Source organism: Streptomyces sp. NPDC089799 (genome assembly GCF_040684755.1).
Classification (GTDB): Bacteria; Actinomycetota; Actinomycetes; order Streptomycetales; family Streptomycetaceae; genus Streptomyces.
Window position 1 is genome coordinate 1 of record NZ_JBFBGR010000051.1, and the last position, 12,677, is coordinate 12,677.

The 12,677-nt window shown below is 72.6% G+C and carries 11 protein-coding genes; 6 read left to right on the top strand and 5 right to left on the bottom strand.

Features of this window, described 5'->3' with window-relative positions; all coding sequences use genetic code 11:
• Positions 1-56 precede the first annotated feature (56 nt).
• Both AB0O36_RS34480 and AB0O36_RS34485 read right to left on the bottom strand, forming a co-directional pair.
• Positions 57-698 (bottom strand): hypothetical protein, encoded by a 642-nt coding sequence (locus AB0O36_RS34480; protein WP_365117315.1) that lies wholly within the window; start codon positions 696-698, stop codon positions 57-59.
• A 465-nt stretch (positions 699-1,163) separates the two neighbouring features.
• Positions 1,164-2,603 (bottom strand): tetratricopeptide repeat protein, encoded by a 1,440-nt coding sequence (locus tag AB0O36_RS34485; protein ID WP_365117317.1) that lies wholly within the window; start codon positions 2,601-2,603, stop codon positions 1,164-1,166.
• Positions 2,604-2,935: 332 nt separating this feature from the next.
• Between AB0O36_RS34485 and AB0O36_RS34490 the strand changes: the two genes are divergently transcribed.
• From AB0O36_RS34490 to AB0O36_RS34510, 5 genes are read left to right on the top strand one after another with little or no spacing between them, the layout of a single operon-like run.
• On the top strand, positions 2,936-4,108 hold the full coding sequence (locus AB0O36_RS34490) for a cytochrome P450 (RefSeq protein ID WP_365117320.1): 1,173 nt from the start codon (positions 2,936-2,938) through the stop codon (positions 4,106-4,108).
• A gap of 59 nt (positions 4,109-4,167) precedes the next feature.
• Complete coding sequence (locus tag AB0O36_RS34495) at positions 4,168-5,565, top strand: hypothetical protein (protein WP_365117322.1); 1,398 nt, start codon at positions 4,168-4,170, stop codon at positions 5,563-5,565.
• Positions 5,566-5,580: 15 nt separating this feature from the next.
• Positions 5,581-6,528, top strand: a complete 948-nt coding sequence (locus tag AB0O36_RS34500; protein WP_365117325.1) for an aspartyl/asparaginyl beta-hydroxylase domain-containing protein — start codon at positions 5,581-5,583, stop codon at positions 6,526-6,528.
• A 25-nt stretch (positions 6,529-6,553) separates the two neighbouring features.
• Positions 6,554-7,711 carry a glycine amidinotransferase gene (locus AB0O36_RS34505; protein WP_365117328.1) on the top strand — a complete coding sequence of 386 codons (1,158 nt, stop codon included), beginning with the start codon at positions 6,554-6,556 and terminating at the stop codon, positions 7,709-7,711.
• A complete protein-coding gene (locus AB0O36_RS34510) occupies positions 7,711-8,949 on the top strand; it encodes an ATP-grasp domain-containing protein (protein ID WP_365117382.1) in 1,239 nt (412 codons plus the stop codon). The genes AB0O36_RS34505 and AB0O36_RS34510 overlap by 1 nt, the downstream gene beginning before the upstream one ends.
• 58 nt (positions 8,950-9,007) lie before the next feature.
• Here AB0O36_RS34510 and AB0O36_RS34515 read toward each other — a convergent pair whose 3' ends face one another.
• The 3 genes from AB0O36_RS34515 to AB0O36_RS34525 all read right to left on the bottom strand — a co-directional run bounded on the left by AB0O36_RS34515 (position 9,008) and on the right by AB0O36_RS34525 (position 10,867).
• Complete coding sequence (locus AB0O36_RS34515) at positions 9,008-9,991, bottom strand: aminoglycoside phosphotransferase family protein (protein WP_365117331.1); 984 nt, start codon at positions 9,989-9,991, stop codon at positions 9,008-9,010.
• Positions 9,992-10,045: 54 nt separating this feature from the next.
• Positions 10,046-10,387, bottom strand: coding sequence for a hypothetical protein (locus AB0O36_RS34520; RefSeq protein ID WP_365117333.1), 342 nt, complete (start codon positions 10,385-10,387; stop codon positions 10,046-10,048).
• A gap of 129 nt (positions 10,388-10,516) precedes the next feature.
• Complete coding sequence (locus AB0O36_RS34525; RefSeq protein WP_365117334.1) at positions 10,517-10,867, bottom strand: hypothetical protein; 351 nt, start codon at positions 10,865-10,867, stop codon at positions 10,517-10,519.
• Between the two features lie 399 nt (positions 10,868-11,266).
• Here AB0O36_RS34525 and AB0O36_RS34530 point away from each other — a divergent pair, with 399 nt between their 5' ends.
• Entirely contained in the window at positions 11,267-12,457 is a 1,191-nt protein-coding gene (locus tag AB0O36_RS34530; RefSeq protein WP_365117337.1) for a hypothetical protein, read from the top strand.
• Positions 12,458-12,677 lie beyond the last annotated feature (220 nt).

Genomic DNA, 12,677 nt, shown 5'->3' on the forward strand with positions numbered 1-12,677 from the left:
GCCTGCGCGGACCCGATACGCTCCGCTCGTGGCCGAGATCCAGATTCCCGCTGACATCAAGCCTCCAGCGGGCGACCGGCCGGCACCGGCACACGGAACACGTCCTGGGGCACAGCTCCCGGTGCTGGCGCCCCCACCTCACCGGGGGCGCCGGTGACCACGAACCGCCCGGACTCACCGGCCACCGGCACCGCGAAGTACCGCACGGCCGGCCCGCCTTGTTCGTTGCTCTCGGGCAGCGCCGCGACCACGACGGACCAGCCGCCGCCCTTGGCTGGTGCTGTGTCCACCGCCACTGTTCGCACTGCGCCCGCCTGGGACCGGCCCGGCCGCGGCAGCTCAACCGTCGGTGCGAGCGTGCGTAGGGCCAGCCCCACGCTGTCCTCGGGGTTCTGCTGGTTCCCGCGCAGCCACAGATCAGTGAACACCTCCGCCACCCCGGCCGGGCCGGCCGCCGGCCGCACCGTATTGCTCACGGGCGGGGCCGGCTGCGCCACGGCCACGCTCGGGCGGGGGACGACCAGGAACAGGGCGAGCGCACAAGGGCCTGCCGCGATCGCCGCCCACGCGGCGGCGCGCGCCAGCCGCACCCCGTGCGGGGCCGGGCGGACCGGGACTGTCTCCGGGCGCTCGCGCCGCAGCCGGGCCCTGGCGGCGGCCGGGGTGCGCCGCCGGGCAGATGTGGGTGTGGGAGTCATGCCGGACCTTTCGTGAGAGCGAATCCGTCTTGCCCTCACGAAACGGCGCTGACCTCACCGGTCGGCTCACCCCTTCAACCCCTGCGGCATCACAGGTTGGGAACACAAAGGGCCGGTGACTCACCAGTGAGTCACCGGCCCCGAAAGAACTCCCCACCGCAGGTCACAGCACTCACCAGCCGCACTCACCGGCTTGCCCCCCGGCTTACTCACCGGTGAGTTCACCCCCCGCCGCTGGCTGCCCCGTCGGGTCTGCGACTGGTGGCAGTGGATGCGCGTACCCACGCCCAGCGGACCGTAGGGGAATACGGGCGCGACGTCCTCACTGCCGTCCTCGGGCCCACGCACCCACTGGTAGACGCAGCGCCTCTACTCGTGCGATTTCCTGCCCTGAGGCGACTGCTGTCCTCGGCGCGAAGGCCTTCGTCAGCCAAACAGTGAGGCCGTGTGCGGCGAGGTCGGATGTCACGTGCTGGCGTTGCCGTGGTTGTCGATCAGGGGGACGAGTACGCGGACACGTTCGTGCAGGTCGCCGACTCCCGCGGCTGAAACCCCGGTCAGGGCTTGGTCGAGGCGGGCGAGGCGGGCGCGGGAGGTCGAGCGGAGCCGGGCGGCGGGGACCCGGGCCAGGACGTCCAGGGCCCGCTGAGCGGCGTCCGTGGGCTGGGTGGGCGCCTCGGCCTGGGCGAGCACCAGGGTGGCCGCGGCCCAGCCGGGGGTGGCCACGGCGGTGGAGGCGATGGACGTTTCGGCGGCGGTGCGCGCGCGGTTGTGATGGCCGAGGGCGATGGCTGACTCGGCCTGGTGCAGGGTGTACTCGGCGGAGTCGAACCCGAACCGTCCCGGAGCGAACCCCACGGCGTCGGCTTCGAGTTCACGCGTGGCCGCGGCGAGCGCAGTGTCGGCCTCCTGCTCCCGGCCGAGGCCCGCGAGGGAGGTCAGCTGCGCCCAGGCGTGCGCCTGGGCCTTCGGCAGGCCGGCGGGGGCGTGGGCGACGGCCCGCTCGGCGTAAGACAGGGCGGTCTCGTAGCGGTTCTCGGCGCGGGCGACCATGCTCTGCGCGCCCAGGGCCCAGGCGGTCAGCCGTGCGTCGTCGGTGCGGGTGCCGTAGGCGGTGGCGGTGGCGAGGTGAGCGCGGGCGCCGGTGTGGTCGTCGAGGTGGAAGGCGAGGTTGCCCATGAGGGCGGACAGCCAGCCGACCGTACGGTGGAGGCCGCCGGCGACCTGTTCGGGGACGTGGCCGGTGATCAGGCAGTCGGTGAGCAGGCCGCGGGCGGCCCGTACTTCCTCGAACAGCAGGTAGGCGGGGTGCTTGGGGTAGGTGAGGGCGTAGTGCTCGACGGCCGCGTCCGCGAGCTCGGCGACCTCGATGCTGCCGTGGGGGTCGGCGAGAAGGGCGAGCTGGAGGGATTCGCGGACGGCCGGAAGGCCGGCGGCTGTGGTCATGTGCACCACCATTTCCCGTGCGCCAGCGCTGCACGTGTCGGTCTCGGGCCGACCGTACCGGATCACACTGGACAACTCGCGTTCCGCAAAGACTTGTTCGGCGAAGTCCAGGCCCAGCTGGGCGGGGGTGGCGCCGTAGGCGCGGCAGAGCATGACGGTGTACTCGCGGTCGGGGTGCTCGCCGGGGTCGTGTTCCCACCGGCACAGCATCGGGTCGGACAGGCTGCGCGGTAACAGGCCGTCGGCGACGTACTGGGCCTTGACCTGGGTGATGGTCACGGAACGGGACCAGCCCAGGGCGAGCCTCCAGGCCTCCAGCTGCTGGACCTCGGGCAGGGCGCGGCGGATCTCGGCGGCGGTCTGTTCGGTGTCGAGGCGTTCGCGCTGGCAGCGCATCCGGATGTCGGCTGCCTCTTTGACGATGGTGGCGCGGCGTGTGCGGGTGATGGCGGCGGCCATGGGCACCCCCGGCGGGAGCGGGATATCGGAACCAGCAACGGTAGCCCACCCCTGTGACAGGGCGACACCACTCGGTCACGGCCTGCCCCCGTATTGAGGGTGCCCCGCAATGTCGCGGCGCTCTGGTGGCAATGACGGCGGGTCAGGTGCGGGCGGACTCTGGTGAGGCGAGCCCGACCGGGCCGCGGATCCCGAGGACGAAGGGGGGTGACCCCGTCATGTCCTACGACCACTGATCGCCTGCTGTGTTCCCCCGTGGCGGGGGCCCGGGTCCGGCCTTGGCGCCGGGCCCGGGCCCCTGTGCCGCCCGCCCGCGACCATCTGGAGAAGCCGTGCTGCCGGTGCTGACCTACGAACCCCTCGACCCCGCCACCGTCACCAACCCCTACCCGGTTCTGGCCGCCCTGCGCGAGCAGGCCCCCGTCTCCTGGCACGACGGGATGTCCTCCTGGCTGGTCACCCGCTACGCCGACTGCACGGCTGTCCTGCGCGACCACCACGCCTTCGCCCGCGACCGGCGCCGGACCGGCCAGACGGTGCCCGCGGCGAGCCTGAGCGTGCAGTCCCTGGACCCGCCTGACCAGGCTGGCGTCCGCTCCCTCTTCATGAACGCCCTGCGCGCCCAGGACCTGCCCGCCCTGGAGACCCGCGCCCGCGACCGGGCCGCTGCTCTGCTGCGCGAGGCGGCCGAGCGTCCGTCGTTCGAGGTGATGGCCGAGCTGGCTGCCCCGCTCTCCCTGTCGGTGGTCTGCGACCTGCTCGGCGTGGACGAGCCGCCCCTCGACGAGTTCGCCGCCGCCTCTGACGCGATCATGCGCAGCATGGACGGCGGCCTGGACCCCGCCTTGGTCGAGCCCGGCCGCCAGGCGCGCGAGGAGCTGACCTCCCTCGTGGACTCCTGGTTCACCGAGACCGGCCGACCGAGCGGTCTCCTGGCCCACGTCCGCGCCCACACCCCCGTCGGAGGCGGCGAGGCCGAGGAGCTGTTCGTACGCAACACCGCGCGGGTGATGTTCCAGGGCGGCTACAGCACGATGACCGCCGCCATCGGCAACGCCCTGCACACCCTCATCGCCCACCCCGAGGCACAGGAACAGCTGCGCGCGAACCCTCGGCTGGTGCCAACTGCAGCCGAGGAGCTGGTCCGCTTCGACGGGCCCGTCCAGGGCACCAGCCGCACCGCCACCCTCAAGACCTCGATCGCCGGCATTCCGATCCCGGCGGGGGATCCGGTGGTTCTGCTTTTCGCCGCCGCCAACCGTGACCCCGACCGTTTCTCCGACCCTGACCAGCTGCTCTTGGACCGCTGCGACAACCGGCACCTCGGCTATGGCTGGGGCACCCACTCCTGCATCGGCACCCGCGCCGCCCAGGCCTGCGTACGGGCCGTGCTCGACGCTCTGCGCCCCCACCGCACCCCGCTGCGCCTGACCGGACGGGCCCGCAGGCAGTCCTCGGCCACGATGCGCACCTTCGCCGTCCTCCCCGCCACCCTCCACCCCTGACCCCGTCCTCCCCGCCCCTGCCCCCACCCCCCCCTACTTCTCACTGCTCGGAGACCACCTTGCGCATCCTGATCGGCAACCACATCGACCCCGCGATCCGCGCCCGTACGGACATGCGGGCCTGGACCCAGCGCCTGGCCTGGTTCGCCCGCCCCGGCGACCTCCTGATCCTGTGCACCGAACCCGACCCCGCCTTCCTCGACTACGCCCTCACCCTCACCGGCACCGGCCCCGGCGAGGTCACCGTCCTGACCGCCCCGCCCGGCCGCCACGGCGGGATGCTCCTGGCCCCCGAATCCCTCACCGACCCCGCCTTCCTCGACCAGGTCCGCGCCGCCCTGCGCCCCGCTGGCGGCCCGCAGGCCGTCGGGGAGATTCACGCCCTGTGGCCCTCGGCCTCCGTCGCCCGCTTCGCCGCCGCTCTGGGCCTGGCCGACCGGATGCCGGGCGCGGCGTACTTCGCGCAGGGCGGCGCCGAGATCGGGAACAACAAGGCCAACTTCCGGGCCATCGCCGCGGCGGCCGGCGTGCCCACCGTTCCGGGAGAGGTCTGCCGCTCCCGTACGGAGGCGGTCGCCGCCACCTGCCGGCTCCTGGACCAGGCGGAGGCGGTGGTGGTTCAGCAGGCCCACAACGGCGCCGGCGTCGGGAACCAGATCCTCCTCGCCCCCGACAGCCGGCTGGCCACCGACCACGTCGGCGCCCGGCACCTGCACCACCTCACCCCCGGCCCGGCCGGCGTCGCGGTGTACTGGCAGGAGCGCTGGGATTGGGCGTCGGCCGACGGCCGTCACCCCGTGGTCGTCGCCGCGTTCGCGCCGAACGCCGAGGCGGTCTACTCCGAGCACTACGTGGACGACTTCGGGACCTGCCCGACCGAGCAGGGCCGCCTGCACTACGTCGGCCGTCGCCTGTCCCACCAGACCGTCCCGCTCCAGGGCCTGGACCCGCTGCTGCACGCCCGCCTGGTCGACGGCGGCATCCGCCTCGCCGAGGTCTACCGGGCGCTCGGCTACCGCGGCCATCTGTCCGCGGACGCCATCACCACCCCCGACGGCCGCATCTACTTCACCGAGGTCAACGCCCAGGTCTCCGGGAGCCTGCACATCTACCAGGTCATCGCGCACCGGATCGTCGACACTTCCGCCAGCCCGGCCCGCGCGGTCGTCGAGTACCACGTCCCCCCGACCTGGCACGTCCCCGACGCCGGCGCTTTCCACCAGGCCCTCGCCGACCTCGACCTGGCCTGGAACCCCGCCACCCGCACCGGGGCGATCGTCTCCATGCCGATCGCCCCGGGCCCGGCCGGCGCGCAGTTCGTCTTCTGCCTCGCCTACGACCCCGCCACCGGCCACGAGGACCCGTTCGCCCGCCTCAACGCCCGCTTCGCCGCCCGCCCGCAGGACGCCTTCGACCCCGCCCAGCACGTCGGCCTCGTCACCGCCTTCTCCTCCTGAACGGAGCCCGCCCCGATGACCACCACACACCTGCCGCCCGCCGCCGCCCGCCTGAACCAGCCCCTGGACGCCGAACGGCTGGCCGCCGACCTCACCCAGGTGACCAGCCACACCTGGGACCTCCAGCAGGGCCGCGCCCCGGGCGGCCTGCTTGGCGCCGTCACCGACATCGACTGGCGGGTCCTGCCGCTCATCGCTCCGAACGGCGACCCCGCCCGCACCGACCCCGGCGGCCCGGGCCCCGACACCTACGCCCCCACCGGGTGGCTGGACCGCATGCCCTACCTCGCCCAGGTCCTCGCCGGCATCCCGGCCCCGCTGAACGCGGCCCGCCTCATGGCCCTCGGCCCGAACGCGGTCGGCGAGCGGCACTGCGACCCCAAATACAGCCTCGCCCGCGGCTGCGCCCGCCTCCACATCCCCCTGACCACCAACGCCGACGCGATCCTCTACCTCGACGGCACCGAGCACACTTGGCAGCCCGGAGAGTTCTGGTATGGGGACTTCTCCCGCGAGCACGCCGTCCGGAACCTCGGCTCCACCACCCGCGTCCACGCCGTCATCGACGTCCTGTTCACCAGCGAGCTCGCCACGCTGTTCCCGCCGGCCTGGCAGGAGCAGCTGGCCGACGCCGACGCACTGATCAACCACCTCACCCCGCTGGACAGGGACCTCCCCGAGGGGCTTCCCCACGCCCTGCACCTGCCGGCCGGGTTCACCGACTTCGGGCACGATGCGCCGCTGGAGGGCGACCTCGTGCCCGCCCGCCTCGACCACACCGATGGCCACCTCACGCTTGCGACCCCCGAGCGGACCTTCGCGCTGCTGCCCGCCGGGCCGGGGGAGTGGCGCTTCAGCGCCTGGAGCGAGGCCCGCACCCTGGCCCCCACCTCGGACGGCGGGACCGTCCTGCACGCCCGGCACGGCCGCGCCCACACGCACCGCACGCTCACCGCCGCCTGACCTGCGAGACGAAGGAACCTCACCCATGCCCCTGAGCAGCCACGACGACTTCACCCGCCTGCGCGAGATTATCGTCGGATCCGCCGTCAACTACACCGGCCACGACCGCGACGTCAGCTTCGAGCTGTTCCACCACGAGAACCTCACCGGCTTCCGCTCCGACTGGGCCTACCCCCGCCTCGTCTCCACCACCGAGGCCGACGTCCGCGTCCGGCCGGAGCAGTGGGCCATCAACCGCCGCTACGCCGCCGAGCTCGCCGAGGACGTCGAAGACCTCGCGCAGGTTCTGGCCGACCTCGGCATCACCGTCCACCGGCCGATCCCCCTGCCCGCCGACCCGGCCCCGATCGCCGGCCTGGGCTGGAGCGCTCCGCCGGTCCCCGCCCTGAACATCCGCGACAACACCCTGATCCTCGGCGACGAGATCATCGAGGCCCCACCCGCCATCCGCGCCCGCTACCTGGAGACCCGGCTCCTTGCCGACGTGTTCACCGGCTACTGGCAGGCCGGAGCCCGCTGGACCACGATGCCGCGACCCACCCTCACCGACGCCAGCTTCGATCTCTCCTACGCTCGCGACGCCACCACCACCCTCGGCGGCCCCACCGAACCCATCGGCGACCCGCAGCCGGGCCCGTACGACGTCGGCTTCGAGATGATGCTCGACGGCGCCCAGGTTCTGCGCCTCGGCCGCGACCTGGTGGTCAACATTGCCCAGGCCAACCACGCCCGCGGCGTCGAGTGGCTGGAGCGCCACCTGGCCGGCCGCTACCGGATCCACCGCGTGTACCGCATGGCCGACAACCACATCGACTCCATGCTCCTGGCCCTACGCCCCGGGGTGTTCCTCGCCCGGCACGACGGCATCCGGGAGATGCTCCCCGAGCCGCTGCAGCGCTGGAAGTTCATCGTCCCGCCCCAGCCGGACACCGGCGCCTTCCCCGCGTACGGGGACGCCGACCTCGTCCTGACCAGCCCCTATATCGACCTCAACGTCCTGTCCGTCGACGAGGACACCGTTCTGGTCAATCAGGACTGCACTGGCCTGATCAAGACCCTCGAAGCCGAGCACTTCACCGTCGTCCCCGTCCGGCACCGTCACCGCCGGCTCTTCGGCGGCGGTTTCCACTGCTTCACCCTCGACACCCGACGAGACGGCGCCTGCGAGGACTACCTCACGTGATGCGTCCCGTCCTGCTCCTGGAGGCGGCCGGCCCTGAGTCCGGGCACCTGGCCCGCACCGCGGCCGCCTCCGGCCACCCCGTCCACGCCATCACCACCGAAGACCTCACCGGCCACAGCCCGGCGCTGCGCAACCTGCTGGCCGGCACACTCACCACCGACCTGGCCAACCCGCAGCAGGCCCTCGCCGACACCGTTGCCTACGCCCGCCGCATCAACGCCGCCGCCGTCCTGACCACGAACGAGTACCTCACCCCGCTGGCCGCCCACTGCTGCGCCCTGCTGGACCTGCCCGGCAACGACCCCACCGCCGCCCACGCGGCCCGCGACAAGGCCGCCATGGCCACCGCCTTCACCGCCGCCGGCATCACCGCCCCCCGCACCCACACCCTCGCCACCCCGGCCACCCTGCGGACCCGCTTCCTGCGGCCCGGCATGCGGCTCCCCGTCGTCATCAAGCCGGCCGACGCCGCCGGCTCCCAGGGCGTCACCGTCCTGGCCCGCCTCCAGGACGCGGACACCGCCTGGCAGCACGCTCACACCGCGCCCGGCATGTATGTGGGGCAGGCCGGCCGGACGGTGCTGCTCCAGCAGTACATCCCGGGCCGGGAGTACAGCGTCGAGTCGTTCACCCAGCACGGGCAGACCACCCACCTGGCCATCACCACCAAGACCACCACCCGCGGCACTCACCGGGTCGAACTCGCCCACACCCTGCCGACCCAGCTTCCACCCGCGGTGGAACAGGCCATCCACCAGGAGACGGCGAAGGCGGTCCGTGCCGTCGGCATCCGCAACGGCGCCTCCCACACCGAGGTCATCGTCACCCCCACCGGCCGCCCGTACGTCATCGAGACCGCGGCCCGCATCGGCGCAGGCCACATCGGCGAACTCCTCCACCACGCCCTCGGCATCAACCCCTGGACCGCCCTCCTCGACATCGCCCTCGGCCGCCCCGCCCGCCTCACACCTACCCGACGGCACCACGCGACTGTCCGATTCCTCACCAGCCCGGCCGCTGGCCGCCTCACCGCCGTCACCGGCCTGCCTCGACCCGGCCCCGATACCCCCCTCGTCCGGCTCCGCGCCCGCCCCGGCGACCCGGTCGGCCCCGCCCACACCAACGCCGGAAGGATCGGCAGCCTCATCGTTGTCAGCCCCGACGCCCGCACCACGGCGGCCCGCGCTGCCCAACTCCTCGACGACATCCGCATCGAGGTCGAACCTCATCCCGCCTGAACACACCGAAGGGGCGCCACCCAGGTCCATGGGTGGCGCCCCTTCGGTGTGCCTGCGGTCAGATCAGCGCGGAGAGCTCCTCGGCTACCGCCTGGTAGGAGTCCGCGACGCCAGCCTCGTTCCCGAGCCGGTGACGCTCCAGACGCAGCGCGCCGAGGTGGCGCACCTCGTACACACGCCGTCGCCATCCGCTGTTCTCGGTCTCCTCCGCGCGGCCGTAGGAGTCGAAGAACGCGGTGCGGGCGTCCTGCTTCGCGCAGGCCATCCGCATCGTCCAGTCCGCCTCCGGGTCACCCCACCAGGTGCGGTCCATGTCCAGGACACCGCAGATAGTCGGGACCGGGGCGGCCGCGAGCATCGTGTTTACCGTCCACAGATCCCCGGTCAGCAGCCGCGGCACCGCGACCTCGTCCAGGACCTGCGCACCGGCCTGAGCGGCGTCGGCGGCCTTGCGAACGTCGGCCGCGTCCAGGCCGCAGCTCTCGACATCCTTGGCGATCAGGTGCAGCGAAGCGACGACGGCCTCGCTCCACCGCCCGTGCCCGGGGCCGCCCACCGGGCCGAACCAGGGCCCGGCGACCGCGTGCACCGATGCTGTGATCTCCCCCATCTGCCGGAAGAACGCCCCGTGGGTCTCCTTCGGGTAGGAGCCGAGCAGCTCCGGTGCCGGGGTCCCAGGCAGGAAGGACTGGATCATCCAATCCCGCCCGATGACGGACTGGGTGAAGTCGGCCGCCAGGACGTGCGGCATCAGGTCGGCGATCGGCGCGAGCCACGGCACCGATGCGTACTCCGCGCGCATCAATTCCCGCTCGGAATGGAACTGGCGGGCTGGTTCCGGCGCAACCCGCAGTACGACCGGCTCCGCGCGGCCGGCCAGGTCGATGCGGTAGGTGGTGTTGTACATGCCGCCGCCCAGCTCCGTCGCGGAACGGACCTCGGCGCCGGGCCCGAAGGCGCGCTCGGCGACCGCCTGGATCTGGAGGCCGGTCAGGCCCTGCTGAAAGGCGTTGGCGGTCCGCTCGATGACGTGGAGTTCCACGGGACTTCCTTCCGGGCTGTCAGGACTTCGAGGGGCGGGGCGGGAATCTGCTGGTCAGGCCTTGCGGTTGCGGGGGCGGCCGTTGCGCTCCAGCACGACACCGAGCTGCGAGGGCTGCATCGCGGCGGCGATGCCGATGGCCCGGCGGTTGGCGTGCGGGCTGGTGGCGTCGGCCGCCGCGATGTGACGCTCGCGGGACAGCGTCAGGTGGGTGATGAGCCGACTCAGCAGGCTAGTGGAGGCGAGGAGCTCGTCGAAGTCCTCGGCCTTGGGGTCGGTGATGTTCGGGCTGTTGGTGAGGCCGTCGTACACGGCGAGGGCGATGTCGTCGGGGAGGTCGACGATCTGGGGCCCGCCGGAAGCCGCGGGAAGGTCGAACGTGATCCGCATGGTCATGAATCCTCCGCAAGATGCTTCGATGTAGGAAAACCTACACCCGTAGGAATTCCTACACAAGGGGATGTGGCGGTCACCTCCACGAGGCAGGGGTATGGTCGGTCAGGCTGCCGATCGAGTGCACTCCGGTCACAGGGCCCCGCGCTCCGGGTACACCGATACGCGCTCAGCCGCGTAGGTGCCGTCCGGTAGCACCGCGTCAGTCAGTTCGAACTGCTCCCGCTTCCCCGTGGGGCCGGTCCAAGTGACCCGCACGCCGGCGGGGCGGCTGCTGGGCCAGTGGAGCGGTTGGCCGTCGGCGGCCCGGGCCCCGAGCAGCGTGTAGGTGCGGACCTGCCGCGCGGTCCCGGTGGCCGGGGTCGCTCCGGGAGCGGCCGGAGTCCGGCGCCGGCGGAGCCAGCCCCATGCTGCGGCCGCCGCCAGCAGCGTGAGGCCGCCCAGGGTCTCCGCGGTCCAGCCGGTGAGCACGTCGGTGAGCATGTCGGTGTCCTTCTCTGTGTGATGACGGGCGGAGCATGAAGAGACCGCGCCGCTGACGTCGCGTTCTGGGCGGCACAGTGCGGGAGCGGGGTGTTAGCCCCGCAACCCCTGCCGGGCGAGGCCCTGTTGAGCCTCTCGCCAGCAGGAGGGAGGCCGGTACCCCCTGAGCCACGCGAACCCTGCCGAAGCGGCCAAAGATCAATTGGGAAGGAGTCGCGCGGCCCCCTTGACGCCATTTGAGCGGGTGGACCGCGTGGTGACCTGGCGGAGGTAGGGGGCTCTAAACGAGGGGCACCACTACGTCATGGCGTCGGCATCCGGCTACCGTTCCACGGGAGGTCACCGGATGAGGTGAACAGCCCGGCCAGGGCCGCGAGTGGCGCCGGTACCTTCCCGTCCATGTCCACTGACACCCCGAGCGCGGCCGATCAGCTGCTGCTCGACCACGCACACCGGCGTGGGTACGACGACGTGACCGTGAAGATGTTGGAGGTCTGGAGGAGCAGGCGGCTGCTGCCGGGCAACGTCGCTGGCGGAGGCCTGGGCCGTGGAAGGGGCAGCACCTCCAGGCCGGCGCCGGAGAGCTTCGCCCTGCTCCTCGGCCTCGCCCGTCACGGCGGTCGGGGCAAGCGGCCCCACGTCGTGGCACTGCTTCTGTTCGGCGAGGGGCTCCCGGTACCGACACAGACGGTACGGGCCGCCTTCACCGCGGCCGTGGACACCCTCACCGTCCCCGGCGACGACGAACCGGACGCCGACCCGGAGCAGCGGCTCGACGCCCTCGCCGACCGCATCGCGGGCGCCAGCCTGACCGTCACCTTGGTCCCGGCCCGGGCCCGGCGGATCGACGAAGGCATTGCCCGCCTCGTCCGCGCCGCCGGACACACCTGGCCCCCGGCCGAGCTCGCCGCCCTCGACGCGAACCCCCGCCCGCCCACCATCACGCCCAAGGACGCCGCGCTGGCCGCGGCTGCCGCCGCCATCAGCGGGACGATGTCCCTGGAGGACATCGGTGACCTGCTCCGCGCGATGAACCCCACCGCGGTGGCCAACCCGATCGCGTCCCTCGCCGAGACCACCCGCAAGGACGTTCCCGAGTTCGCCGACGCGGTCCTCACCGACGACAGCCAGCTGGCCCTCGGCCCCGTGCGGGACGCCCGCGATCATCTGCGCGACCTGGCCGCCACAGCTCCCCTTCAGGACCTCGCGCGGGCCTGGAAGACCGCCGAGGGCGTACGGCAGTGGGCCCTGGACCTCTGCGGCCGGGTCGAGGAGGAAATCGCCGCCGGCCAGCTGGGCGAGGCGGCCGTGGAGTGGATGAACGGCCGATACGCGATGGCCGGATTGGCCGTGCTCAGCACGCTGAAGGAGCGCGACCGGCCACCCGCCCAGCACGCCCTCGACGCCTTGGTGCTGCTCTACCAGCTCGGGGAGTACCGGCGGCTCGACCGCCTCGTCCCCGGCTGCCAGTGGCACTTCCTCGCCACCGAGGGGCTGATGCCGCCGCCCACCCGCGAGCTTCTCCAGGACCTCATCAGCCAGAACGCGCCCAGTGCCGGGGCGGGGGTCGATGTCAGAGCAGCCTCGTAGCGTCGATAACGAGGACCCGGACCGGACGGGCCCCCGGAGGACTAAAGGAGCGGGCCATAGGCGAGATCAGCATCGAGCGGCAGCACCTTGACCGGCTGCTGGCCGACAGCGCGAGCACATACGGCGCCCCCTACCAGCAGGCCTTCGCCGAACTCGCCGAAACGCATCGAGGCCAGCCCGCAGCCGAGATCCTGCCGCTGCTGCGCCGCGCCGCCGCCGA